Origin of the sequence: Lysinibacillus sp. NPDC094403 (genome assembly GCF_050278745.1) — a bacterium.
Classification (GTDB): Bacteria; Bacillota; Bacilli; order Bacillales_A; family Planococcaceae; genus Lysinibacillus.
On the sequence record NZ_JBNNTL010000013.1, the window covers coordinates 48,327 to 75,211 of the forward strand.

Genomic DNA, 26,885 nt, shown 5'->3' on the forward strand with positions numbered 1-26,885 from the left:
AATGGTTAACAAACAATTTATGAATCTTCACCATAGAGTGTGGTTGATTTCCGTTCCGACTGGGCGCTTTGCCGCTGACGCTTCGCTTTCGCGCAGATAAAACATGTGTTGCTGTCGCTTCGCTTTCGCACAGAGCAAAGCTTCCTGGAGGCGTCCGATGAGCCGCTTTTGTTGTTGTTGCTGTCGCTTCGCTTTCGCACAGATAAAACATTCGCTGCCGCTCCGCTTTCGCACAGAAAACATCCGCTGCGCTGCAGGGTCTCGGGCCAACACGATGTTGGTCACGAAGGCGTTACAGGACGTGATGATTTTAGCATTCGTTCCTCTATCGCTGATCCCCAAGGAGTCGCCCAGCCTCCACTCCAATCAACTTATATATGGTATAAATTTTAACAAATATTATGCGCAACTTTTAGTAATGAGCCCGTTTTATGGGTAAATCACCACCAAATTGAAGTTTTACTTTATCCCGCTTTAACGGTCAGTAAATGTCTTTCCTCGCTTTAAATGAAGATTGTAGTCGACATAGTAGACGATTAACTGACCGTAAAAGCCCGATTGGTTCAACTAACAATCAGTGGGAAAATAACCCACTGATTGAAGTTTTACTTTATTGTATGTAAAAAAAGATGCTGCTACAACTAAAACATCTCGTCTTGTTGTTACAGCATCTATAACATTATTTTATTTTTTGTTTTTGTTTTTTAGGCTGCTTCTCTAGCAATTCAAGGCTAGACGATTCAGCATCTTCTAAATGCGCTGTGTCTAATACATTCGTTAAATGAAGGCCACGTTTTTTTGCCTCACGTTCGATATGTGCTAGTGTTTCTTGAAGCACCTGAACACGAGCATATTTTTTATCGTCTCCTGATACTAGAACCCATGGAGCACTTTTCTTATCGGTCTTTTCAAACATTTCATTTGCAGCTTCTATATACTGAGGTGTTTTTTCACGATTTCGCCAGTCTTCATCTGTTAACTTCCAAGACTTATATGGATCCTGCTCGCGTTCTTTAAAACGGTTAAGCTGCTCCTCGTCAGATACTTGAAGCCAAAACTTAATAACAATATAATCTCCTGCTGTTAAAATCTTTTCAAAATTATTAATTTCTTCGTATGCACGAGACCACTCTTCTGTTGTTGCAAATCCTTCAATACGCTCAACTAATACACGACCATACCATGAGCGGTCAAAAATAGCGATTTGTCCATGCTGTGGCAGCTTTCTCCAAAAGCGTTGTAAATAATTGTAGCGCAGTTCATGAGGCTGAGGTGCTGCAATTGGGTGTACGACATAGCCACGTGGGTCAACACGTTCAATTAGACGCTTAATAGCGCCACCCTTACCAGCAGCGTCCATACCTTCAAATACTAAAATTAGCCCAATTTTATTGTTCAATAAAAACTGTTGAGCATTTAACATTTCATATTGGAGTACTTTTAATTTCTTCTTATACATTTTCTTATCCAGTTGAACTGATAAATCTAGATCATTTAAATTTTGAGTCATTAAAACTTCACTCCTTACATTTGAATATTCTTATTGTACTAAAGAAACATATGAATGCCTATGTAAATGGTAAATTGTAGATAATTTTAGCGAAACAACACGATACATTGTTGGTAGTTTCCGTTATAATGTAAATATAATGTTACAGTCCTATACTTATTTGTCTTTTCCCTATACAATTTAACACGAAGGGAGAGGAAAGCATGCCTCGGTTTTTTTTGATGACAATCACTTATATTGTCTCACTCATCCTAACCTTTTCATCCTATTTCATGAAAATAAACGGTCAATCTTCTTTAGAAATCTCAAATCGTTTTCCAGTAATATTTGCACCTTTTAATGTTAGTTATGCGATTTGGATTGTGGTTTACATATTTCTTGGTTATTGGTTAGTTATGAATCTAAAAAAGACATCTATGAAACAGACTGTTCTCTTTAGTTGCATATGTATCATGCAGGCGTTAGCAATTGTTGTTTGGCATCACGAATTGTTTATCGTGTCAATTGTCAGTACTTTCATTTTAGTACTGTATTTATTTAAGTTGTATAAAACGTACCCTCTTAGCAATAATTCACTCACAGGTCGTATCCCCTTCTCGATTTACTTCGGATGGATTACGTTTAGCCTGATGACAAATGTAAGCTTTACGCTAACATCTTATCAATGGAATGGTTTTGGCCTTAGTAATCCACTTTGGGCAGTTATTTTACTGACACTTGGGGTAACAATAGCGCTACATATTCGATTCCATTATTTTGATATTATCTATCCAAGTGTATTTATCTGGTCCTATATTGGGATTGCATTACATAATGGTTTTGATGAGCTACTTGTGACAACAGCAGCTTTGTTTTTATGTGGAGTGCTACTTGTTGGTATATTATTTATTAAAAAAAATCCTGCCTACCAAAAATAAATTGGTTAGCAGGATTTTAGTTTTTTTATTGTTCATCAAGTGTAGTTAAAATAATTGGTTTGTCTTTTGTAACGATAATTGAATGCTCGATTTGAGCAACTAATGATTTGTCTGGTGTAACGAATGTCCAGCCATCACCGGATTCCACAATATGCTCCGCTTTCGCTGAGATAAATGGCTCAACTGCAAGCACCATGCCCTCTTTCATAATTGTTGAATCCCATGCATCATAATAGTTTAAAATATGATTTGGCTCATCATGTAAAGAACGGCCTAAACCATGACCTGTTAGGTTCATAATTACTGTTAAATCGTTGGCATATGCTTCACGCTCAACAGCTTTTCCGATTTGGTTTAATTTTGATCCAGCTTTTACTTTTGTCATTGCACGGTCGAAAGCACTTTTGGCTACGCGACATAGCTTTTCTTTATCCTCATAGCCTTCACCAACTACAAATGAAATGCCCGTATCAGCAAAGTAGCCATTTAGAGAACCAGATACGTCTATATTTACGATATCTCCCTCGTTAATCACACGTTTACCTGGAATACCATGTGCAACTTCCTCATTTACACTAATACATGTGTAACCTGGGAAATCATATTCCCCTTTAGGTCCAGAAATTGCTCCTGCTTCTGCAAACATACGACCTGCAATTTCATCTAGTTCAAGTGTTGTTACCCCTGGTTTTGTAGCTGCCTTCATTGCCTCACGAATTTCAGCACAAATACGGCCGATTTTTTTAAAGGCTTCAATTTCTTCTTGCGTTTTTACAATCATTTTTAACGTCCCTTTCATCTAATATCTACTATTTAATATAACATAACTTTTTATACATAAAACGCTAAACGCTTTAAATATTATATGCCATCTTAAAGTGTAAAGTGCTGAAAACAGGCTCATCATCATGACGTGGGGTTGATTTCCGTTCCGTCTGAGCGCTTTTATCGCTGTCGCACAGATAAAACATTTGTTGCTGTCGCTTCGCTTAGCTGCAGGGTCTCTGGCCAACAGATGTTTTTTGCGCGAAAGCGTAGTGTTAACGTAGCGGCAGCAAAAGAGGTTCATTCTGTACGAAAGCGTAGTGCAACGAAGCGACAGCAACAGCAACGATGTTGGTCACGAAGGCATTACCACAGAATGTGATAACGCCTTCGTTCCTCTATTGCCGATCCCTGAGGAGTCGCCCAGCCTCCACTACAATCAACTTATATACATTGTATACTTTGCAACAAATGTCATTCGTAACTAGCTAAAAAACAAAGGCAGTTTTCTTAAAGTTTGTTGTTTCTGGTTTAGCTATCTCCTTCAACTAAAGCTACCCGTTAGTTCAGTTAGCAGATAGATATTTATTGAAAGTTATTAATAGTTAATTGAAAAAACCCAAACATATTAGGTAATATAAAGATCAAAAATAGCCCTGTAAACGAAAAGGTTATAAATTTTTTTCTATCTATACCAACTCTTAATTCCCAGAGTCCCAGACATACTAAATACAAACCAAACAACATACTAATCATTGGTAATATTACTAAATAAATATTCATTTCATTTTCTCCTTTTAATGATTACGTTCTATATGTATCTCTTTGAACTGACATAGTCCCTTTACTTTAATACGTCTGGCATGAATAGAAGTTCCAATTTCAAGTAAATTATCCATTTAAAATTAACAAAGATCTTAAACTAAACTGCCCGTTAGATAAGAAAAAAGAGCTGCATACGCAACTCAATGATCTTCAAGTAAAGCACTCCATTGAAGATAATTTAACTATCTTCGACGTTTATAACTATTTCCCCAAAAAACTTCTCATTAAAATATATTTCTAATTTCCATAATCCACTTATAGGGAACACCATATTCGATGGGATATGGGAATCGGCAAAGTTATTAGGGCTAATGGAAGTATTGGAATATTGCCATACTGTATCATCGCCAGATACCAACACGGGATGTTCTTTCCCTTCTTTGTCAATTCCAACTACTTTAAAATCACCACTGATACTATCTTTATCTCCCCAAAAATGCCACATATACTTATTTGCTTTATTAGCAATAATCTTTTCTTCTACTGCTTCATCTTTTTTACCCGAACCGACCAAAAAACCAACTTTCCCTTCTTCGCCAATCAATAAATACTCACCTTCTGTCCCATCACCCAAAGTAACGGGCAATGAAAAAGTAGAACTTACCTCACGAGTTTCTTTTTTATCAATATTGTTACAACCGACAAGTGTCATTAAGAATTGCATAGAAATCAACATAATCATTTTGTTCCTCATATTTATCCCCCTCTTACCAACCAGACATTCCCTTTCATTTAGTAATTTTGTTAAATTCTTCTTAGATGAACGATATTCTATAGTACTACTTCAACATTCTTATAAATATCCCTTCTTCTTCAACTAACCTGTATCGTTAGTTGAATAGCAACAATCTTTTCGCAAAAGCAAAACAAAAAACCCTCCACTAATGTGAAGGGCATACTAATTATGATTTGCGTTGCATTAATTGAGGTGCTGCCGTAAATAGCAGAACACCAACAATTGCTGTTAAAATCGTTGCTGGTAGCATATATGTTCCATTATAAATGATTGAATAAATCCACGCATTTTGGTCGCCAGCATACTCTGCGAAAAATACAGCGCCCCCAATGGTATGTGTTGCATAACGTAAGAAGCCTGCTAATACAGTTCCTAAAATAATATAAAGCGCCATTTTCTTTTTGTTTAAATCTTTAGCAGCCTCTAGCACAGGTTGACGAACAACGGCCGCCAATCCCACAACTGTAAAGGCAACACCATAATCGAGTATGCCTTGAAGCCAATGCACAATAGTGGCACCAAACATTGTTTGCATAACACCAATGAGTAAACCCGTTGTCATGCCTGGAATAAGTCCCCAGCGAAATGCTATTAATATTATTGGCACCATCACTAGACTAACAGAGCCACCTTGTGCCCATACTTTAAAAGAAACCTGATCTAGCACAAGACCAATCGCTGCAAATATCGCAATCTCCACAAGCATTAAAAGTTTTTTATTGTCCATAAGTATTCTCTCCTTTGTTCCGATGTAGGATACAAGAGCAGGAATAGAAATCAGTTGGCAAATATGTCCCTATCTGGCATCAATAAAATAAAAACGATGCCAGGACAGAGCCTCACATCGTAAAAGTGTCGGTTTCTATCCACATCCCTACGCAAGTGTTAACTTACAGGTTCGAAGAGTCAAGGCATTACGTGCCCAGTCTCAGCTGACATCATCAGCTCCCCTTGTGGTCGTTACATCTTAATTTATTTGAACAACCTCATTTTACTCAAACACTGTTACGATTACAACCTCTTCTACATTATTTTTTGAAACTTTGCTGTTTTTCATGCGTAAATATAAAAAAAGGAGGTACTACTATGGAGAACCAAAAAATTTTATCTGCCTTTAGTTATCTCAGTATTTTATTCGCACCTTTTATTGTGCCATTAGTCGTTTACTTTGTTACAAAAGATAGCGACGTAAAGAGTCACTCTATTCGAGCACTAATATCACATTTAATCCCAGTAGCATTCGGAATTATATTATTTGTCGTCTTTGTCTTCTCAACTTTATCATTCAACACCAATTTCGACCCTGATTCAGGTAGTAATACGTTTCTTATCATTTGGTTTGCTTCATTCGCAATTTACTTACTCGTTTCAATTGGAATCGTTATTTGGAATATTATCCAAGCTGTTCGCGTTATCCGATAAGTTTCATTTCAACCTTGAACAGCTAGTACTAAAAGGAGCTGTTATTTGTGAAAGTATCTAAAGTAATCAAAGTCGCAGTAAAATTAGCACCTATCGCTATCCCCATTGTAAAAAAAGTAATCGCTGCAAAGAAAGGAACAAATCCTAACGTAACTAAAAAATGAAAAAGAGGCGTATTTCCACACAATGGAAACACGCCTCTTTTTTTATTTCACTTCAAAATATGTTTGACTTTGACCGTTCATCGCTTTTTCCACATGCAACACAGCTGGCATTGTAGCTTTTAACTCTGCAACATGAGAAATGACTCCAATCATACGCCCAGAATCTTGTAAATCAATAAGCGTATCAATCGCCTTATTTAACGCTTCTTCATCGAGAGAACCAAAGCCCTCATCAATAAACATCGTTTCAATGCGGATATTACCTTGAAAACTTTGAATGACATCTGCCATACCAAGGGCAAGACTTAAAGACGCATTAAACTTTTCTCCCCCTGATAATGTTTTCACATCTCGTAATTGATCCGTATAGGCATCATACACATCTAGCCCAAGCCCACTTTGCTTGGCATGCTTTTCTAAGCGATCTGAACGTCGTAGTTCAAACTGACCGTTGGATAGATGATAAAGCCGGACATTTGCTGCCTCTGTAATTTTATCTAAATAATTAATTTGAATATAACGCTCAAAGGACAGCTTTTTCTCATTCTGCCCATTTAGCATTGCATACAGTTCCTTCACCCGTCCCGCCTCTTTTTCAAGTAAACGAATCTCCTGTTCGGTCCCCTCAACTTTTTCGATAAAGTCTGCACAAGCCTTCGCAAATCCTTCCATTTGTTGCAATACTTTAAAGGCTTCCTCATATGTGACACGAAGCATCTCTAACTTTTCTTCCATTGCCGTTAAATCTTGTTTTTCTTGCCCTTTAAGATGCTTTTCACCCTCAGCAATTTGCACCTGTAATGTGTGAATTTGTAGTGCATAATCACTGCATGCCTTCCGTAAAGCTTCTATTTGCACTATACTTCGCTTCCCAGCAGCAAATTCTTCATAGCTTTCAAAGCCTGCTTCCTTCATACTTACTGAAAATTGCTCGCGTTTTTCATCCATTTTTAGCTTTAATTCCTCAAAAGCCTGTTTCGCTATTTCTATCGCCATTCTAGTATTATTTGCTGCTTCTTTGGCAGATTGCAGGCTTTGTTGGCTGATATTCCACGCAGTTTGTAAAGCTACCTTTTGTGAACCGATATCAGCAATCGCCTGCTTCAATGCTTGTAGCGTCGTAAGATTTTCTGGAATATGCTTTTGCTGCTCCTCCACAATTGCTTGTTGCTTAGTCAATTCCTTCGTCTTCTCAGCTAAGTATTGCTCTAGTTTTATTTGCTTTTCTTGTAGCTGCTCCATTCGTGTGCGATGATCCTTTTGTTGCATACGTATATCAGACAATTGATTGCTCACTACTTTTAAAATTGTTATTTGTTGCTCTACGTTTTGCAAGGAAGCTACAATTTGTGCCTGATTCGATTGATCAATCTCATTCGTCTCTAACTGTTCTAGCGCCTCTTGTAGAAGATGCTTTGTAGAATTCAAGAAAGCCTCTTTCTCTAAAAACTTGCGCTCATCAGTAGTAGCCTTTCCTCGTAAAGCTTCCACCTGCGCTAATTCGATCATCTCTAATTGCTCACGATGTGTTTCGAGATGCGTTGTACTACCACACACTGGGCAAGGATCTCCATCCTTAAGCTGCTGTGCTAAAATACTTGCCTGACTCGCAATCCATTGCTGTTCAAGTTTTTGAAGAGCCTGCTTACTTTCTTGATAGTGAACATTAGTAGTGGCTACATCCTGCTCACCAATCTCTACTGCTCTAGTGTATTTTTCAACTTGCGCTAGTAAAGATACTTGCTCTTTTAGCTTCGGTAGCTGTTCTAAGTAACCCTCATATGGCTCAAGTTGTTTTTCATATTGTTCAATTGTTTTTATTAGTTGCTGAAATTGCAATTGTCCTTTTTCTACAATTTTACTATTATCCTCTACTGCTAGCTTTGCTGTTGCAACATATTGTTCAGCTATTTGCATTTGCTGCAAATTATTCTCATACGCCTCGAATGTCGGTAATAATGCTTGCAGCTGTAATTCCTGTTGTAGAACGTGTTGACGTTCAGGTTCTTTCGCCTCTTCAACGTTAAACTTTTCTTGTGCTATTTTTAACTGAGCCTCTGCGTTTTGCTGCTCTGTAATTTCTTGCTGATAGGATTGTTCTTTACGATTTTGCTCAGCACGTAAATCAATGCATTGTTGCTCAAGTATAACAAGACGCTCCGCTTTCTCCGCTAATGCAATTTCACGTTCTTTTGCGCTATATATATCTTGTTCTTGTAGCAATACTTGTAGGCGATTCTGACGATTAGTTTGCTCATCAAATTGTTCATTCAGTGTTTTCGCCATACTGTAATATTCTTGTTCTTTTTGATGATGCGCATAAGCTTCTTTATAGCGCTGCTGTTCCAATTGTATACATTCAGTATAATGGGTCTGCTCCTCTTCCAGAGCCTTCTTCAACTGATGCATATTTTCAGTATTAGTAGTAATGCAAGTAAATAAAGATGATGAACGCTGTGGTAAAGCCCCCGCAATTTGACCAAGAAGATGCTCTTTTAATTGTTTAGCACGCAGTAAATCACTTTCTGCTTCTTTTCGTTTCGCATCAAGTCTTTTTGTCATAGCACCAAAGCGATCTGTTTTAAAAATTTTACGCAAAATAACTTCTTTATTCGTAGAATCTGAGGTTAACAACTTGCGAAATTCACCTTGTGGCAGCATAACAATTTGACTAAACTGATCCTTGGTAAGGCCTATTATTTCCTGTAGCTTTTTATCTACCTCAAGCGTTTGTTGCTTTTCTACAATACTGTAATCAAGCATGTCTCCTTTTATTTCAGCCATTTCAATTTTCTTACCAGTAATACTTTTGTTTTTTTCTTTAATATGGCCAGGCTGACGTAAAATTTGATAGACCCTATCATGCATTTCAAAAACGAGTTCAACGGCAGTATACACATCATCATCTGCAAACCCGCTTCGTAGCATGGCCGTATCCTGACGATCTTCACCGCTACCCGCTCCGTAAAGTGCATAGCATATAGCATCAAAAATGGTCGTTTTCCCCGCACCTGTTTTTCCGGAAATCGCAAATAGGCGATGTTCTCCTAGCTGTTGAAAATCAATAACCTCTGTATTTTTATAGGGGCCGAATGCAGTAATCGTTAACTTTAAAGGCTTCATTTTACTGTCTCTCGCTCCTCATCTAATAATTCTTGTAGCATCTCTGTAAATAGACGCTCTGTATCTTGATCTGGCTGTACGCCAATTATATCTGTAAAAAATGATCGGAATAAATCGATGTCTTCTATATTCTCTGTCTCAACTACTTGAATTTCATGTGGTGCTTCTTGGCGTATTACTTTACGCTCAACATGCATCGCATGAGGAAACACTGTACGAATACGTTCCATGGGCGAAGTTACTGGCGTAGTATCTGTTAAACGCACAAATACATAATCATCACTAGGTGGTAATTGCAATAAATCATCCATTAAACCCTCTACCACACGTAAATCTCGTCTCGCTATAAGCTTTCTTTTTGTAACAGTGATTTCTCCCTGTGCATCTAACTCAACTATTAAAAAGCCCTTCTCATGTAAGTGTTCAGATAATGAATACTTACATGGAGAGCCAGCATATCGAATCGTTTCATTCAACACAAAATGCGCTTTATGCAAATGTCCTAGTGCTGTGTAATTAAAAGGCTTAAACAATGCTGCATTTATACAATCCGAGCCTCCTATTGATAAAGGTCGCTCTGAATCACTCGTATTCGCTTCCTCTTCCCCATACTTCGTCACAAAGGCATGTCCAACAAAAACATTACGCTTTGTAGTATCTAAATTTTGCCCAATAAGTTCGATAATTTTTTCCATCGAATCTTGATGAGAACGAATGGAATCATCCTCTAAAATAGTCCGTACCGAAGCCGGCTCTGCATATGGTACGAGATGAAAATGTACTTCGCCGTACTCATCACGTAAAACTATCGGTGCATGATCTTTCGTAAATTGGCCTTTAATATGTAATCCACTATCACTCATTAAACTACTGCCAAAGTTCAATCGACCAGCACTATCGTGGTTCCCGGCAACTGCTAACACAGGGATTTTTTTATCAAGCACAATTTCCGCCAAAATATCATTTAGTAAATTCACTGCCTCAATCGGGGGCATTGAACGGTCATATAAATCACCTGCTATTACGATTACATCCGGTTTTTCCTCATCAATAGCTAGCATAAATTGCTGTAAAATATATTGTTGATCCTCCGTCATATAGACGCCTTGTACAAGCTTCCCTAAATGCCAATCTGCTGTATGAAATATTTTCATTCTTTGCGCCTCCTGTCTATTTCATTTTATCACGGCTGATAGATTGATTGTTTTTCCTTTTATTAGTTTGATAAAGGTTCCTCATCATAATGTGGAGAGCTGAGGTGTCGGGGTATCCATCACTTCGGCGATTCTATCCGTCGCTCTGAGGGTTCAATCCGTCGCTTCGAGGGTTCAATCCGTCGCTTCGAGGGTTCAATCCGTCGCTTCGACAACCCTTTCCGTCGCTTCGGCGATTCTTTCCGTCGCTTCAGTTCTTTCCGTCGCTCTGAGGATTCTTTCCGTCGCTTCGACAATTCTTTCCGTCGTTCCTGGGATTCTTTCCGTCGCTTCGACAATTCTTTCCGTCGTTCCTGGGATTCTTTCCGTCGCTCCGACAATTCTTTCCGTCGCTTCAGTTCTTTCCGTCGCTCAGAGGATTCTATCCGTCGTTCATGGGGTTCTTTCCGTCGCTCAGAGGATTCTATCCGTCGTTCATGGGATTCTTTCCGTCGCTCAGAGGATTCTATCCGTCGTTCATGGGATTCTTTCCGTCGCTTATATTTTGATATATCTTCAATATAAAAAAAGAGCATCACTGTCGATGCCCTGTTACAAATAATTATGATTAAAACGTTTCGCTCTTACCTTCTCCATAAAAGCGGCGTATCCTTTGAAACCTTGAATGGTACGTGCCGTAGGAGTTGGCTTTTCTTTTTCTTTTTCTTCTTGTTTCTGCTCCACCTTCAACAGTTGTTCTAAAATCTGCTCAAATGATATGGGGTTAGGCTTTGGCAGTTCGTTTGAAGAAATAGCTAGAGCATTACTTCCACTATATTCCTTTAAAAATGCATTTGCCATTTGGCGATAGCCTTCAAAATTTGGATGTACATCAGCGATATTTGGTAAAAAGTTTATTGCGTTTAACCCAAATACACCATACACATCTACATAAGCTGCTCCAGCATGCTCTGCCTGTTGCTTTAAAATCGTATTTAGCTTCACAAGCTGTGCATTTGTTCCTTCTTTTTGCGTAGCGTGAACACTTGGATATGCAAAGTAATAGCCCATTACATAGATCTTTGCTTTAGGTGCTCGCACTTTTAATTCTTCTAAAATCTCCGCCATATTTTTTCTGGCAACGTTTAATGCATAATCCGTTTGTAGTTGTGAAAAGGCTAATGTACCGGCAGCCGGATTGACCTGCACTAGACGCAGTAAATCGTTGGCACCTGCCGAAACAGTAATAAGTGTTGCATTTGCTAGTAAGTCACTTGCTTCCTCAGATTTAACTCGTTTCAAGACATCAGCTGTTGTATAGCCTGGGAAAGCGAGCTCCTTTGTATAGAAACTCATTTGCCCAGTCATCCCCAATCTCATGGCGATTAAATCACTGTAGCCTGTATCAATCTGTTGATGAGGTGTTTGACCAGCCGCCAAGGAGTCTCCAATCGACAGGTAGTTTTCAGTCTGAGCAAAAGCAGATGAAACACCAAATGCCATCATAAGTATTGCTGTACCAATTAAGCTAAGTAATCGTTTCATCTGCTAAAACTCCTTTCATCACATGAAGAATCTTAAAATGCCCAGCTACCTTTGCGGAAAATTGGCTCTACAGTTCCATCTGGTAAAATACCGTCAATGTCCATTTCACCGCTGCCAATCATAAAGTCCTCATGTGTTACTGAAATATTTGCACCTAACGCTTCAAGCTGGCCGTTCTCTAAATCTCTTCCACCCTCTAAGCAAGTTGGATAAGCCTCGCCAATCGCTAAATGGTTCGATGCATTTTCATCAAACAATGTATTAAAATATAAAATCTCTGATGCTGAAATTGGTGATTCATGCGGTACAAGTGCTACCTCACCTAAATAGCAAGAGCCTTCATCTACATTAATAAGTTCCTGTAATAAATCATGTCCTACCTGTGCTTCAGCCTTAATAATCTTTCCTTCTTCAAATGTCAGTTTAAAGCCATCAATAATATTCCCTTGATAAACTAATGGCTTTGTATTGCTCACATAGCCATTTACACCTTGTTTCATCGGTAACGTATAAACCTCTTCTGTAGGCATATTCGCAATAAAGATCGTATCATCTGGCGTTTTGCTACCACCAGTTAGCCATTTATGCTGTGGCGCTAATGCAATTGTTAAATCAGTACCTGGCGCTGTATAGTGAAGCTTTGCATATTTTTTACTGTTCAGTAGGGCCGCACGAGATTCTAAATTTACTACGTGTTCACGCCAGTTTTCAACAGCATTGCCTTCACCGATACGAACAGTTTTAAAAATGGCCTCCCATAATGCTGGTACTTGTTCCTCAGCTGCTAAGTTCGGGAATACCTTCGATGCCCACTTTGGTGAAGGGACGGCAACGATCGACCAAGCTATTAAATCCTTCATTACGGCGTTGCGATAGTTTTTCAGAGCAGCTCCTGATACCTTTTGATGGGTAGCTAGACGATCTGTTGAAATACCTGTTAAATTATCAGGGTCTGAAGCATCAATCCATAATAGTGCTCCTTTACGTTCGATCAACTCTTCACGCATTTTGACTACCCATTCTGGAAAACGATTAAATTCTTCATCTGAGGCATGCTCAAAATAAGCACGATCCATTTCATCATCTGAAAAGTTAACATGAACACGTCCTGCTCCAGCTTTATAAGCTTCTTTCACAACTAAACGGGCGAAATCCAGTGCATCCACTGATGTGTTGACTAATAAGTATTGCCCTGGTTGAATATTGACACCAACTTTTACCGCAAGTTCTGCATATGCTTGTAATTTTTCTTCAAAAGTCATATTATTTACCTCGCTTTTGTCCAATTGTTTTTGAATTACCCTCCACTAGCTTGCCTTCATGCCAGACTTTCTGTACAGGTTTCGCAGAAATTTCTCTTGTCCATTTTTTATAAGTTTTTTCATCACGATAAGATAATAACGTTAGTACTTCACCATCTGCTCCAGCACGACCTGTACGACCAGAACGATGCAAATACTGCTCAATTGTTCTTGGGACATCTACATGAATAACATGTGTTAAACCTTCAATATCTAAACCACGTGCTGCAATATCTGTAGCAATTAAAATACGCGCATCACCTTTACGGAATGCATCTAACGCCTTTTTACGTTCTTCCTTCTTCATGTCAGAATGTAATGTCACAATCGGTGCCGAACGGTATTGTAATTTCGTTTCCTTCATCAGCAATTGATCTATATTGTTGACGAAAGCAAGTGCACGTAATCCTTCCGTATGTGAAAGTCTGCGTAGGAAATCAGTTTTATCTCGCTCCTCTACTTTCACGAAAGAGTGTACAACTTTACCCACCTTTAACATATCCTCAGGTTTAATTTTGAAGCGTACTGGCTCGAACATCATGCGACTAGCTACTAATTCAATTTCCTCCGTAATTGTTGCCGACACAACAACTACTTGTCGCCCATATGCTGAACCTTCGATAAAGGATTTTACTACAACACGGTATTCACGACTAAGTAACTGATCACACTCATCTAAAATAACTGTTTCAACTTCTTTTAGCTTTAACTTTCCAGCACGTGCTAATTCATTTAATCGACCAGGTGTTCCTACAACTATCGTCGGTTTTTTCTTTAACTTTTCGATTTGACGTGCAGAGTTTGCACCACCAATTAGTTGTTGAACCGTAATATCAGAACCTGCTGTCCATTCACGAATAACCTCTACAATTTGCATTGCTAGCTCCTGTGATGGGGCTACAATAAGTCCTTGCGTTTGTTTTTTTGAACCGTTTACTTTATTTAGTAAAGGAAGTACATAAGCCAAAGTCTTCCCCGATCCTGTAGGCGATTCAGCTACAATATCTTTGCCGTCAAGCATTGCTGGAATCATTTCTTCTTGAATTTTCATCGGCTCTTCAAATTTCCATTTTGCTTGTACATCTTCATTTAATAAATTTATTACTGACATGTAATTTCCCACCTTCTATCTGCTTGACACTAGTTTAACACACTAATCATTTTCCTACTTCATATGTACGTAAACCTTTGTATAATCGTTTCAAAAATGTCGCTTTCTTAATCTCCCCTAACGAAATTTGAGTATGTAGATAAAAAAATCTGCACGTCTCATCACGGGATTGGTCAGCCTTCAAGCCCTCATTGACACTTGAGCTTCTTTGAAGGTTTACAACTTACCTGCGAAAAGCGAACAGATTTTTATTTCGTTCATTCAATTGTTAATCTACTATTTCATAGCCACATGCTAATATAGCACGTTCTGCTAAAACGATTAATGAGTCGATATATTTGTCACTTAATTTTAAATCTCGATTGACGATAGATAATTCTGTACATCCTAATACGATACGATCACAATTAAGTGCGAGCATTGCCTCTTCTATCGGCTGCCAATCCTCCTGAGAGACATCCTTTCCAGCCTTTACATAATCATAAATAATAGACATCACTTTTTCTTTCATCACATCGTCTGGAACAACTGGTGTTATACCAAATTCCTCTAACGCATCTTGATACATACGTGAGGTTAATGTACCCGTTGTCGCTAAAATGCCTACACGCTCTGCACCTAAATCAGAGGCACGCTTTGCTGTTTCCCTTATCATATGTAATACAGGAACTGGAGACCCTTCAACAATCTCATCATAAAAAGTATGTGCCGTATTACATGGAATAGCAATCATATCTGCTCCAACAGAAGCAAGCTTTTTTGCATCTGCGACTATCACCGGTACAGGATCTTCTTTTGTACTATCTAAAATAAAGGCAGTACGATCAGGGATATTTGTATCATTATCAATGATTGTATGTAGATGCTCCTGATCCTTCGTTGCCTTCGTACGTCTTACAATCATTTCACCGATAAACATCGTTGCAAGTGGACCAACGCCACCAATTATACCTAAAGTTTGTTTTTTCATTAGTTTGACAGACCTTTGTTGTTAAAATATTTCTTATACTTGCGATAAAAACTTAAATTATCTAGCGTTATATTCAACCATCGCTTTGCATTCATATCCTTATAATTAAAGATGGAATCCGTAGCCAATCCTTGGCGAATAAGGCTTTTCGCTTCAATCACAAGCTGTTCATTTTGTACATATTTAAAGAGGACACCGTTTGGCACAATCGTCCAAAGATGCTTGTTCTGAACATATGTTAGCTGTTGCTTGCTCTCACGGATAAAATCATCCGCAACATATTGCATTAAATTATAGCCACTTGCTGTCACATAATAATTTGAAAGTTCATTATGTAATTCAATACTTAATAACTTATATTGACCATCACGTTCATCATACTTCATATCAAACGTAGCAAAGCCTTGGAATCGTATTTCCTCTAGAAACAATTTCACGCGATCCATTAAGTCTTTATCGTATGCTGTCATGATGGCTACATAGCGACCAATCCCCTCTGGAGAATGCTCCTCTAAAATTGGGTTACCTACAGAAAGTAGCTTTACTTTACTATCTTGCCCAACATAAGCATTTACGACGCACATATGAGCATCTTCGCCAGGAATATAGTGCTGTACCATTAAGTCATCTCGGTATGCCGATTCCTTATAAATGGCATGGAAAATAGCATCCTTTTCGTCGTTATCTTTTGCAATATACACTTTTTTCTTACCTGGAAAAATACATGCAGCATACTTTGTCATATTCAATGGTTTAATGACAACTGGATATTCAAAAGGGATGTCAAATTCCTCATAATCATTGACGGTGCAAACATGCATTGCCGGATAGTGAAAGCCGAATTTCGCACAAAGTTCATACATGCTCTCACGTGTTAATAGCTCGTTAGCAAGTTTTTCATCCACATAAGGCACGACAAAATATTTTGCTAGCTCCTCTTTATGCTGCACAATTTTTTTTACATAAAATTCATCGCAGGCTAATAAAAGCAATTTTTTACCTGCAAATTCTTCTGCAATTGCCTTTAACGCAACGACAAAACGTTCTTCAATATGGAGTCTTTGAACTTCACGAAATGTTAATAAATCACTTTGCTGTATTTTCTCCATATTCGTATGATTTAATGCAAGTGGTTTAACGCCATAGGACTCGTAAAATGCTCTTGCCATGCCGTAAGCATTCATTTCATCTCCTAATAAAACCGGTAAAAAAGCGTGCTCAATGGCCATTCTACTCAACTCACTTTAGCTTTTATTAGGCTCTCATATAACGTAGGATTCATCCCCAGTGACGAGCCTTTTTTACAAGTGTAACATACTTTCCTTGTACTCCTTATAACTCTTCTTTGAATCATTTATGAACGGCTACAGCTTGTTCACCTAAATCTTCATAGCTTTTAAAAAACTGATCCACGTTATAAGTGACAAAACCTTTTAATGGGTCCATGACAACTACTTTATCGCCTAAATGCCCGGTTAAAACAACAGCGTGCAAGTTCATATACGCTTCATGTGGCACTGTTTCACCTTCATAGATCCAGCCCTTATCTAAATTTCTTTTTGGCTCTGATAAATCCAATGTAACCCATGTCACAACAGGGACTCCCTCCCGAACAAGCTGTAATATTTCATCCTGCGAAGCGCCACTCTTATTTGTCACTCGTAAGTCAGCCTGTTTATCTGCTATTACTGCCTCTGCTGCTTTGACAATCGGAGCTGCAAAGACATACATTCCGTGTGCCTTATCACGAGGATTACCCGCAAAAGCCTGTGCCGGATTCGGACCAAATCGTTGTCCGTCTACAATACTTATTGTTTGCTTCGGTAAATAGTTATCAGCCATTTCCAGCTTCGTAACATCTAGCCCATAATAATTTAATACAGCCGTTAACGATGTTATTTCACAGCCATGTGGTAATTCTGGATTTTGCATAACAACTGGTACATCCAGCTCTTGCTCGTCCCTAGAAAAATGTGTTTCCAATCGATAATAAGGCTTTGTCGCATCATATGTAAAATTTTCGATAGTCGTATAACCATCGTTTTTCGTACTATTTTCAAGCGTAGTTGCTGCCATAACATATTTACGTCCCTCGATAAGCTTCGAAAATGTTGCTTCGCCCTCTTCAGAGCCAACTGCATCCTCCACTACCTTACCCGTCTCTACATCTGTAGCAGTTATATAAAGTTTAGGTATGGGTGCACCACTATTAAACTCTACCGTTAACACTGTTAATTCTTTGTTTTGCGTTTCCTGATGCGAAAACGGATTGCAACTCGAAAGTAGCATGATTATCATAATACCTATTAGTAAAAGGCGTTTATACCTCGTCCACAAGACAAATTCCGCTCCTATCTTGTTTGAAGACAATAACTTCAATTCTATTATTTCAATTTGTCGTAGACTCTATTATACGCTAATTTCATAGACGTTCCTATTTTAACTTCTTTCAGCGGTAGTCCGAACATCCGCTGAAATAGAGGAACTCAGACTAAGAACTTCACATCCTGTGAAAACTTCTGAGTGGCCAACCTCGTGCCGCTGCGTTAACACTACGCTTTCGCACAAAAAACATTTGTTGCTGCCGCTACGTTAGCACACGCTTTCGCACAAAAAACATTTGTTTGTCTAAAGCCTCCCAGACGCAATAATGCCGAGGCATTATTGCTCTTCATTCACCCTTTAGATGTGAAGTATAGCCCATCAGTCAACGCCTAATCGAGTTTTTTTGATTTCGAGTTTCACTTTTATACACTTAGTTCATGGCATGCTTACTCTTGGTCGTAACGTATGCTTCAACACTTTACCAGAAGCATTACGTGGCAATTCTACTAAAAATTCAATTTCATGTGGCACTTTATATTTTGCAAGCTGAGTCCGACAATAAGCCAAAATCACCTCTTCATCGGAAGACTTCCCTTCCTTCAGTACGACAAATGCTTTCGGAACTTCGCCATATACTTCATGTGGTAAACCTACAACAGCTGCTTCTAAAATTTCTGGCAGTTGATATAAAACCTCTTCTACCTCGATAGGGTAAATATTTTCGCCACCTCGAATGATCATATCCTTTTTACGATCTACAATATAGAGATAGCCCTCTTTATCAAAACGTCCTAAATCTCCTGAATAAAGCCAGCCATCTTTAATTGCTCTAGCTGTTTCCTCAGGATTACGTAAATAACCTTTCATTACTTGTGGTCCTTTGACACAAATTTCTCCTACCTCACCCGCTGGCACAGTTTCTCCAAAGCTATCAACAACACGGACGTCTGTTTGTGCTAATGGTTTTCCTACTGATCCAATCTTTGTCAATGCATCAGCATCTAAAAGGGAAGTGGCCGCAGGAGAATTTTCAGTTTGTCCATACAAGTTTTGTACTTTCACATTAGGGAATGTCTCTTTCACTTGCTTAACAAGCTCATAAGGCATCGGTGCTGCCCCATAACATAATAAACGTAAATTTTTAAATGTATGTTCCTTAAAGTCAGGTGTATTTAAAATAATTGTATACATTGACGGAACTCCAAAGAAAATTGTCGCAGCTGTTGAGGCAAGCTGTTCTATTGTATTTGTTGAAGAAAAAGCCTCTTCTATAACAACAGCACCACCTTTATAAAACATCGGCATCGCAAATACATGAAGCCCTGCACAATGAAATAAAGGTGTACAAATAAACATTCTATCCTCATTGGTCATATCCATTGATGAGGACCATATATCCGCAGCTGATACAATATTTTGATGCGTTAACATAACTCCTTTTGGTTTACCCGTCGTACCAGAAGTATACATAACAACTGCTGTATCATGAGGCTCCAACTTAACAGCTTTTCTTTGGCCAGTATAGTTCTCAGTTACCTCTTTCATTTCTTTGAGCCCTATTATATGTTGAAATGGATATGCAATAGTTGCGAGTACATCCTCTAACCTTTCATCATAAATAAGTCCTCTAGCCTCTGAATGATTAAAAATAAATTCGACTTCTGGAGCTGCTAATTTTGTATTAATAGGCATAACAACATAGCCTGCTAATTGAACACCGATATAAGCGATTAAAAATAAATCTGAATTGAGCGTATATAATGCAATTACATCATTTTTTTCAAAGCCTTGCTCTTGTAAATATGCTGCGAATTTTTCTGCACTTTTATAAAATTCACTATAGGTTAGCTTTGTCCCATCGTATACCGTTGCAATCCCACTTGGTTGCTGCATAGCATAATTTTGTAGAATGTCTGTCATTAACATCGTCATCATAAGCCCCCCAATTTTTAATTTTCATAATCCTGATATCTTGTAGAATCATCAAAAAAGATAAAACTATTAACAAATTTCAGAAAATTATGATTATATTTTATCAAGCTATAAATAAGTTGGCAATTTTTCTACACATTCGAAAATATGACCAATATGTAACTAAATATACTAATACATTTTACTTTTCTATCAATTTCTGTTAGGTGTATGATATTTGCATAATGATTTTGAGGAAAGGCCGGATTAAAATGCTGTACGCACTTTTAGGAGATTTACATTCTAATATTGAAGATACTAAGGCAGTTCTTACCCATATTCAGCAAACTGCGACGGATGCAAAGATATTGGGATTAGGTGATTTATATGAATGTACTGTAAGTAAGAAAAAGGCACAAACAATGTCGGGTTTACCATTACAAAAAGCTGCAATAGTGAAAAATGATTTTGAAAATTTACTAACATTCCCCTCTATTCGTGGCAATCAAGAGGAGCGTATTACACGTGTAACTGGCATCGAACGGTTTACAGAGCTACCTGAAACAATGGAGATTGTTGGAGCAACACTTATGCATGGACATCAATTTCAATGGAGTGTGACATGGCAGCCAACATTTCCGCCATTCAAAAAACCGCTTCTTTTCTTCGGACATAGTCATGAATCAGGTCTTTATCATCACAATAAAAAGTTATCTATTCCTATTCGCTTTGGCCAACCAATCGCATTACAAGAAAAGCAGTACTGCATCAATGTTGGATCAGTTGTTGATCACCGTGAGTGGTGTCTTTACGATAGTGATAAACGAACAGTAACATTTATGTGCGCTCCTTCTGTCAATTAAGGTTCGTTTTTAAGATTTACGCAAGTCTACATGCGAAAAAAAAACGCTAAAATCGATTTCGATTCTAGCGTTTTTTCACCTAACTAGCAATTTTCACAATCTTGTATAGCATCAAGTAATTTTTCCATATCGCAAATTCGATCGCACATCGTTTGAATCATATTTTTAAGGATTGGTATTAATTCTTGGCAAATACAGAACCTTAAAACGTTTTGTGCAAGTCGAACTCCTCCCTGATGGTGAACAATCATCTCTCGAAGATAGTTTATATTAATGTTATTGGAAACTGGTGGTAAGCTCATTGCCTTGAACATAGCTTCAGTAATTTCTTTATATGCGCACATATATTCGTACAATTCATATTCTGAATTTTGCACAATACAGCATCTATTTTGTATCGCTTCTAGACATTCAACAGTCTCTGTACTTGTTTCTATTATTTCTAATGCAAGTTCTTGTACAAGTATATTTGTTGTGTATCGCAAAACATTTTCTGACATTTTAATAGCAGCTACTTGGTGCGGTAAAATTTGCTTAATAAAATTTTCTGAAATGCTACATGTAATTGTTACATAGGTCATGCCCTGAATCATTTTGTCGAGAATCCTTTGGTATTCCGCTAAATAAGCCTGTGTAACATTACTGAGTACAATTGGTTTAGCCATTAGACACACTCCTTTCAGAGTAATATATGTCCGATAGGTTGTTGTGCGGTAGACAATTGTACCAACTGATCTCTATTATTTCGTGACAACAATTGAAGTTTAAGACCTAAAATAAACGATCAATCTTTTTCATATGTATTCAAGCACTTTTGACAAATACATTGCTCTTTAGGTACTTCTTCAAGAATTTCTTTAGGAAAACTCTCCGTCATACACCAGCAATCTTTTTGCCCATTTACTACCCCACAATGATTTTCTTGTCCACATAACGGACAACGTTTTTCCTCCATTCGTATACCTCCTTACATTTACTTTACATTGTAAAATAAAGTGAAGTTTTAATCAGTGATTTTTTCATCTTAATCGCGCTTTTCAGATTAAAATAGAGGAGTACTTAATTTCATACTCCTCTCCAAATAGCTTATTGATTTTTCCATTGAATCTGTTGTTTTACTTCTTCGACATCTGTATCACTATATATTTCCGTACCAACCCCACCTCTTTGGGCTAGCAGCTTTTTCACTTCATTGTAAGATAAACCACCTTCTGCATTGTTTCTTTTTACTTCATTAATATTTGTTCCAGCAGAAGTAAACTGAACTTCATTATGGTCAGTCATACAAATCCCTACTTTCTATAATTCATCAGGCTGCAATTCGATCAATTCATCGCCTTCTCGTTCTACTTTTTTATTGAGCTCCTTAACCGGTATAGAATCAACGGTTTGCATATCTTCGTGTAAGTCGAAAAGACTTATAGTATCTGATTCAACCATGTCTGGTTTGTTCTTGCTTGCTAAATTCATAAATACCTTTTTCTTATGAGGTATGTTTTCTAAGTCCATCATTGCTCACTCCTTTACAGAAAGTATGTGCAATGTTGAACAAATTATGTGCCTTTCGTTTTTGCACTTTTATCGATGCGATGATATTCAGATATTTGAATGACCCGAACATTTCTTGTATGCAGCTCGTGGTACATCCCTCTACTATCCGTAAAGGATATATATTGATCTCGTTCGCTTCGAACTAATGCCTCTGCTTTTTCCTGTGATTCGCTATGGATAAATCTCCTTATATAATGCATTTCATCAAAGAAATAAGTAATTTTAAACTCTTTCATAATAACTCCTCGATTATTGGATATGGTTTGTTACTGCTTATCATATCCAACTAACTACAATTGCTATCCTCATGAATATATTAAAGTTAGCTTCGGCATAACCTGGATTAAAGCAATTATTTTAGGCCCCTCATCAACTTATATACACGGCATATGTTTTAACAAATGTCATCCCTACTTTTGATGATGAGCCTTATTTTATAGGAGGTGATAAATTTGATCCATACAGTTAATGCAGGCGAAACCTTGGCCCAAATAGCTAGAAATTATCGTACTCCGTTATCGTCCATAATGGCTGCTAATCCTGGGTTAGATCCGAATGTACTTTATATAGGACAACAAATTGTTATACCTGGATTTCCCAATCCAAATACAATCCCTTATAGAATAGATATTTCTACTGAAAATCGATGGCTACGGTTATATAAGGATAATATTCTTCAAAAGCAGTACCCTATTGCGGTTGGAAGGATGTTACATGATACACCTACTGGCGATTTTATAATCATTAATAAGGCTCCAAATCCCGGTGGTCCATTTGGGACAATGTGGATGAGTTTATCTAAAGAGCACTACGGAATTCATGGAACGAATAATCCTAGTTCAATCGGTCATGCCGTTTCACGTGGCTGTATTCGTATGCATAATAATGATGTCGAAGAGCTTGCAAGCATTGTCCCAATCGGTACCGGCGTTTCTATTCATCCTTAAAATTCAGACTAAAAACATTCCTAAGATTTTATCGGAATGTTTTTTAGTTTTATCGGAACATTATGTGGATTTATCGGAACATTATGTGGATTTATCGGAATGTTTTCCAATTTTATCGGAACATTATGTGGATTTATCGGAAGAAAAAAGGCAACCTGAAAACCTCAGATTGCCATCGCTTCTTATGCCTACATCCAGGGTGACGTGCCCGAAGATACACGCTATGTGAAGTGGTTGATTGGAGTGGAGGCTTGACGCCCCCAGGAAAGCGCCTTTGCTAAAGAGACCTCTTTTGTGAAATTAACCTTCACCTCTAGATTGTGCTAGCTTCGATAAATAGTATTGCTCCTCTCTTAGCATATGATCCGCCATTAAAGCTGTAAACGTTCCTAATACTTCTGCACTTAACTCCATCTCCTCTAACTCCCTTAAAAAAGTTTTGAATAATTCCATTTCTATATCTACATCTCGATTAAAGCGAGTTAATGCGGGGAATGAGTCTATATTTGAACGCAAATATCCTGTAAGCTCGACTGCTTTTAAATAAAACTCTTCAAAATGTTGAGCAAAGATAGTACTTTTTTGCCTCAATCTTCTTTCTACACCAGCCAAATCGTCATGAATGATACCTGCATGTCCTGATGCATCTAAAAGCCATACTAAGTGATGATGTAGCTCATGAAAGATTGGCGGGACTTCCCCCTTCTTCAAATAACTAAGTACATTTTGATACTCCTCTAGTTCATTCACCATGTGATTAATAAAAGTAGGTGGTAGATGAATATTAATATTTCCTGTTAATTGCTTTCTAAGGATATAAAATTTAAATTGCTTTAGTTGTTCTACAGTCTCGTCGACTGTAAGTGAGAAGGAAACAGCATTATTGGCATCTATCGAATTAACATAGGCAAGAAGCTGAGAAAATTGATGAATAAATGAACTCGCTCTTTTAATGTCCTCCGTTTCCGAAGAATACAATGAATCATGAATAAATTGAGAATGATCTTTAAGTATCCTTAGCCAAAACTTATGTTCAAACATCGCATGCTGTAAGTAATTCGACAACCAGTCACATCCCCTTTATTCTATACGTTCCTCTATTCTATTCTTCTTGAAAATCTAATATTAATGCTGAGTGAAAGTAAAACCTCAAATTGTATTTTCGTATAGGATGAAACGCTTAAAGCTATACTACATAATGCTGAAGCAACAAAACAAATTCAATTTTCATTAAAGGTACTTCCAAATACCTTTAAACTTAGGAGGGGATATGCTTGTCCACAAAAGACACATTATCAATTTTCGCCTTAGGTGGCATTAATGAGATTGGCAAAAATATGTATGTAATACAGTATGGGGATGATATTTTAATTATCGACTGTGGCGCTAAGTTTCCAGACGAAAGCTTACTAGGTATCGATTTAATAATTCCTGATATTACGTACCTACTGGAAAATAAAGAGAAGATCAAAGCATTAATTGTGACACATGGACACGAGGATCATATAGGTGGTATCCCTTATATGTTAAAAAAAATAAATGTTCCTATTTATGCGACACGTTTTACTCTTGGATTAATTGAGTTAAAGCTGAAAGAGCATAAACTTTTAAGAGAGACAGAATTAATAGAAATTCATTCCGATTCATCATTAAATTTCGGACAAGTTGATGTTAGTTTCTTTAGAACGAGCCATAGTATACCTGATTGCTTAGGAATCGTTATGAATACCCCTGAAGGAAATGTAGTACACACTGGGGATTTTAAATTTGATTTAACGCCTGTCAATAATCAGTTTGCAGATATTCATAAGATGTCTGAGATAGGATCAGAAGGTGTACTAGTACTTATCTCTGAAAGTACGAATGCTGAACGACCTGGGCTAACTCCTTCAGAGAAGCTTGTTGGTAATCATATTGAAGATGCATTTTTACACGCCGAGCGTAAAATCGTTATCTCTACTTTCGCTTCTAATGTTAATCGCATACAGCAAATTGTAAATGCAACGGTTGCTGCAAATAGAAAGCTTGCATTACTCGGCCGTAGTATGGTGAATGTTGTAGATGTTGCCCTTGAGCGAAGCTATTTAAACGTACCAGAGGATATGTTAATTGATGCACGTGAGGTGAAATACCTTCCACCTGAAGAAGTAGTTGTACTATGTACGGGGAGTCAGGGTGAACCATTAGCTGCACTCTCTCGCTTAGCAAGTGGAAATCATCGCGAAGTAAAAATTCTACCTGATGATACAGTTATTTTAGCTTCGTCCCCTATTCCAGGGAATGAGAAAGGTGTTTCACGGATTGTTGATAATTTGTTCCAGCTAGGTGCAAAGGTTATTTATGGCTCGTCTAGTCATACAGGTATGCACGTTTCAGGTCATGGTCATCAGGAAGATTTAAAACTAATGCTGACGCTAATGAAGCCCAAATTTTTCATTCCGATTCATGGTGAATTCCGTATGTTACATCAGCATCGTTTGCTAGCTGAGTCCGTCGGTGTCAAAAGAGGGCATACGTTTATTATGAAAAATGGAGATGTTGTTGATATTGAGAACTCAATGGCTAGGCAAACACGTAAAATCCCTTCAGGTGATACGTATGTCGACGGTATTGGTATCGGTGAAGTCGAAGGAGTTGTCTTACGTGATCGCAAACAGCTGTCAGAAGATGGTATGCTTGTTATCGTTATAACGCTTAGTAAGGTAGATGGTGCCTTTATTTCAGAACCAGATACAATTTCGCGAGGCTATGTTTATGCCAAAAACTTTGAGGAGCTGTTAACTAAAGTAAATATTCTGGTCAAAGAAACGGTAAATGAGCTTCAGGATGAAAGTAAGCAGCAAATACATGTCTTAAGAAGAGAAATCAAAAGAGCTGTCGGTCAATATCTATTTTCACAAACAAAAAGAAAACCAATGATTTTACCTATAATTATCGAAATTTAAAAAAGTCGGTGTAATGGGAGTTACCTTTACACCGACTAAATTTATTTTATCCTGCATTAACTGCCAGTAAAGCCAGGATGAAGACCGACCGTTTTATCTTATTTATACTCATCATTGAAAATTTTATGTAACAAATCATTGTAAAGATACTGAGCCTGACTAAACCCATGTTGTAAACTTTCCGAGTGATTGTCTACTTGATTCGAGAAAATTTCAAAATGCTGCGGTAACCCCTCTACTGCTGTCATCAAAGACTCTCTTTTTTTTAATAAGAGTTGAATCGTATTTAAAACTTGCGCCACATTATGTTGGATATCTTTCATCGGAATATCAATGGATATATGGTACAAATGATGCCATTCTTTAATTTGATACCACCTGAGAAAATGGTATAAATAATCACTTAAAATAATTGTTTCATTTGGAATAATAGCGACGATATCATTTGCAATACATACTTCATTTTCACATTGATATATATGTTTATTGATATCCTTCAAATTCGCTTTAGTAAGAATGATGGTTTTAGCTGGTACTGGTGTACACTTAAAATGTTTTTTAAATGTAACATTAACTTTTGGTAATTGTTCAATATCACCATCTAGCATTAACTTTTTTAAATTTTCTGCTGTAATTAGGGGTACTCCGATGTTTGTAAAATACTTTTTCCTCGGTACAATTTTTCCCTCTTCTATTTTAGCAACTTCATCTAATCGATAACGCTTCACCATGCGTGAATCCTCCAATCCTTAACTTAATTAGCGATACTCTAAAACAAGCTACTGAAGAATCATCAACACTGTTTTTGCATAAGTCTTTAC

At 37.6% G+C, this 26,885-nt stretch carries 25 protein-coding genes and 1 riboswitch; of the genes, 5 read left to right on the forward strand and 20 right to left on the reverse strand.

Annotation, left to right across the window (positions count from 1 at the left end; all coding sequences use genetic code 11):
• Positions 1-679: 679 nt before the first annotated feature.
• Positions 680-1,510: a polyphosphate kinase 2 family protein gene (locus ACQKMV_RS17400; protein ID WP_427505441.1), complete on the reverse strand. Its 831-nt coding sequence runs from the start codon at positions 1,508-1,510 to the stop codon at positions 680-682.
• 203 nt (positions 1,511-1,713) lie between these two features.
• Here ACQKMV_RS17400 and ACQKMV_RS17405 point away from each other — a divergent pair, with 203 nt between their 5' ends.
• Positions 1,714-2,427 carry a hypothetical protein gene (locus ACQKMV_RS17405; RefSeq protein ID WP_427505442.1) on the forward strand — a complete coding sequence of 238 codons (714 nt, stop codon included), beginning with the start codon at positions 1,714-1,716 and terminating at the stop codon, positions 2,425-2,427.
• 25 nt (positions 2,428-2,452) lie between these two features.
• On the opposite strand, the gene map is transcribed toward ACQKMV_RS17405, so the two are convergent.
• The 3 genes from map to thiT all read right to left on the reverse strand — a co-directional run bounded on the left by map (position 2,453) and on the right by thiT (position 5,480).
• Positions 2,453-3,208 carry a type I methionyl aminopeptidase gene (gene map, locus ACQKMV_RS17410; protein ID WP_427505443.1) on the reverse strand — a complete coding sequence of 252 codons (756 nt, stop codon included), beginning with the start codon at positions 3,206-3,208 and terminating at the stop codon, positions 2,453-2,455.
• 987 nt (positions 3,209-4,195) lie between these two features.
• A complete protein-coding gene (locus tag ACQKMV_RS17415; RefSeq protein ID WP_427505445.1) occupies positions 4,196-4,711 on the reverse strand; it encodes a DUF4871 domain-containing protein in 516 nt (171 codons plus the stop codon).
• 208 nt (positions 4,712-4,919) lie between these two features.
• Positions 4,920-5,480: an energy-coupled thiamine transporter ThiT gene (thiT, locus tag ACQKMV_RS17420; RefSeq protein ID WP_427505446.1), complete on the reverse strand. Its 561-nt coding sequence runs from the start codon at positions 5,478-5,480 to the stop codon at positions 4,920-4,922.
• A 127-nt stretch (positions 5,481-5,607) separates the two neighbouring features.
• Positions 5,608-5,715: riboswitch (TPP riboswitch) on the reverse strand.
• A 124-nt stretch (positions 5,716-5,839) separates the two neighbouring features.
• On the opposite strand from thiT, the gene ACQKMV_RS17425 reads away from it, so the two are divergent.
• Complete coding sequence (locus ACQKMV_RS17425) at positions 5,840-6,175, forward strand: DUF4870 domain-containing protein (protein ID WP_427505448.1); 336 nt, start codon at positions 5,840-5,842, stop codon at positions 6,173-6,175.
• Positions 6,176-6,381: 206 nt separating this feature from the next.
• Here ACQKMV_RS17425 and ACQKMV_RS17430 read toward each other — a convergent pair whose 3' ends face one another.
• From ACQKMV_RS17430 to ACQKMV_RS17470, 9 genes are all read right to left on the reverse strand, one after another.
• On the reverse strand, positions 6,382-9,462 hold the full coding sequence (locus tag ACQKMV_RS17430) for an SbcC/MukB-like Walker B domain-containing protein (protein WP_427505450.1): 3,081 nt from the start codon (positions 9,460-9,462) through the stop codon (positions 6,382-6,384).
• Positions 9,459-10,616, reverse strand: coding sequence for an exonuclease SbcCD subunit D (locus ACQKMV_RS17435; RefSeq protein WP_427505451.1), 1,158 nt, complete (start codon positions 10,614-10,616; stop codon positions 9,459-9,461). The genes ACQKMV_RS17430 and ACQKMV_RS17435 overlap by 4 nt, the downstream gene beginning before the upstream one ends.
• A gap of 591 nt (positions 10,617-11,207) precedes the next feature.
• The gene (locus tag ACQKMV_RS17440; RefSeq protein WP_427505453.1) at positions 11,208-12,140 is read right to left on the reverse strand and encodes an SGNH/GDSL hydrolase family protein; all 933 of its coding nucleotides are present in this window, start codon (positions 12,138-12,140) and stop codon (positions 11,208-11,210) included.
• A gap of 32 nt (positions 12,141-12,172) precedes the next feature.
• Positions 12,173-13,402 carry an aminopeptidase gene (locus tag ACQKMV_RS17445; protein WP_427426569.1) on the reverse strand — a complete coding sequence of 410 codons (1,230 nt, stop codon included), beginning with the start codon at positions 13,400-13,402 and terminating at the stop codon, positions 12,173-12,175.
• Position 13,403: 1 nt separating this feature from the next.
• A complete protein-coding gene (locus ACQKMV_RS17450; RefSeq protein ID WP_427426568.1) occupies positions 13,404-14,552 on the reverse strand; it encodes a DEAD/DEAH box helicase in 1,149 nt (382 codons plus the stop codon).
• Between the two features lie 268 nt (positions 14,553-14,820).
• On the reverse strand, positions 14,821-15,522 hold the full coding sequence (locus tag ACQKMV_RS17455) for an aspartate/glutamate racemase family protein (protein ID WP_427505454.1): 702 nt from the start codon (positions 15,520-15,522) through the stop codon (positions 14,821-14,823).
• A complete protein-coding gene (locus ACQKMV_RS17460) occupies positions 15,522-16,751 on the reverse strand; it encodes an ATP-grasp domain-containing protein (protein WP_427505456.1) in 1,230 nt (409 codons plus the stop codon). Before ACQKMV_RS17460 ends, ACQKMV_RS17455 begins: the two co-directional genes overlap by 1 nt.
• 121 nt (positions 16,752-16,872) lie before the next feature.
• Complete coding sequence (locus tag ACQKMV_RS17465; RefSeq protein ID WP_427505458.1) at positions 16,873-17,859, reverse strand: C39 family peptidase; 987 nt, start codon at positions 17,857-17,859, stop codon at positions 16,873-16,875.
• 423 nt (positions 17,860-18,282) lie between these two features.
• On the reverse strand, positions 18,283-19,779 hold the full coding sequence (locus ACQKMV_RS17470) for a class I adenylate-forming enzyme family protein (RefSeq protein ID WP_427505459.1): 1,497 nt from the start codon (positions 19,777-19,779) through the stop codon (positions 18,283-18,285).
• A gap of 251 nt (positions 19,780-20,030) precedes the next feature.
• On the opposite strand from ACQKMV_RS17470, the gene ACQKMV_RS17475 reads away from it, so the two are divergent.
• Positions 20,031-20,621: a metallophosphoesterase family protein gene (locus ACQKMV_RS17475; RefSeq protein WP_427505461.1), complete on the forward strand. Its 591-nt coding sequence runs from the start codon at positions 20,031-20,033 to the stop codon at positions 20,619-20,621.
• A gap of 83 nt (positions 20,622-20,704) precedes the next feature.
• On the opposite strand, the gene ACQKMV_RS17480 is transcribed toward ACQKMV_RS17475, so the two are convergent.
• From ACQKMV_RS17480 to ACQKMV_RS17500, 5 genes are all read right to left on the reverse strand, one after another.
• Complete coding sequence (locus tag ACQKMV_RS17480; RefSeq protein WP_427505462.1) at positions 20,705-21,286, reverse strand: DUF305 domain-containing protein; 582 nt, start codon at positions 21,284-21,286, stop codon at positions 20,705-20,707.
• Positions 21,287-21,405: 119 nt separating this feature from the next.
• Positions 21,406-21,576, reverse strand: a complete 171-nt coding sequence (locus ACQKMV_RS17485) for a cysteine-rich CWC family protein (protein WP_427505463.1) — start codon at positions 21,574-21,576, stop codon at positions 21,406-21,408.
• A gap of 131 nt (positions 21,577-21,707) precedes the next feature.
• On the reverse strand, positions 21,708-21,905 hold the full coding sequence (locus ACQKMV_RS17490) for a gamma-type small acid-soluble spore protein (protein WP_427505465.1): 198 nt from the start codon (positions 21,903-21,905) through the stop codon (positions 21,708-21,710).
• A 15-nt stretch (positions 21,906-21,920) separates the two neighbouring features.
• Positions 21,921-22,133 carry a hypothetical protein gene (locus ACQKMV_RS17495; protein WP_427426559.1) on the reverse strand — a complete coding sequence of 71 codons (213 nt, stop codon included), beginning with the start codon at positions 22,131-22,133 and terminating at the stop codon, positions 21,921-21,923.
• Between the two features lie 41 nt (positions 22,134-22,174).
• On the reverse strand, positions 22,175-22,408 hold the full coding sequence (locus ACQKMV_RS17500; RefSeq protein WP_427426558.1) for a hypothetical protein: 234 nt from the start codon (positions 22,406-22,408) through the stop codon (positions 22,175-22,177).
• A gap of 216 nt (positions 22,409-22,624) precedes the next feature.
• On the opposite strand from ACQKMV_RS17500, the gene ACQKMV_RS17505 reads away from it, so the two are divergent.
• Positions 22,625-23,119, forward strand: coding sequence for a L,D-transpeptidase family protein (locus ACQKMV_RS17505; protein ID WP_427505466.1), 495 nt, complete (start codon positions 22,625-22,627; stop codon positions 23,117-23,119).
• 300 nt (positions 23,120-23,419) lie between these two features.
• On the opposite strand, the gene ACQKMV_RS17510 is transcribed toward ACQKMV_RS17505, so the two are convergent.
• Positions 23,420-24,184, reverse strand: coding sequence for a DUF2935 domain-containing protein (locus ACQKMV_RS17510; protein WP_427505467.1), 765 nt, complete (start codon positions 24,182-24,184; stop codon positions 23,420-23,422).
• A gap of 209 nt (positions 24,185-24,393) precedes the next feature.
• On the opposite strand from ACQKMV_RS17510, the gene ACQKMV_RS17515 reads away from it, so the two are divergent.
• Complete coding sequence (locus ACQKMV_RS17515; RefSeq protein ID WP_427505469.1) at positions 24,394-26,064, forward strand: ribonuclease J; 1,671 nt, start codon at positions 24,394-24,396, stop codon at positions 26,062-26,064.
• Positions 26,065-26,162: 98 nt separating this feature from the next.
• Here the strand turns inward: ACQKMV_RS17515 and ACQKMV_RS17520 are convergent, their stop codons facing one another.
• On the reverse strand, positions 26,163-26,795 hold the full coding sequence (locus ACQKMV_RS17520) for a restriction endonuclease subunit S (protein ID WP_427505470.1): 633 nt from the start codon (positions 26,793-26,795) through the stop codon (positions 26,163-26,165).
• Positions 26,796-26,885 lie beyond the last annotated feature (90 nt).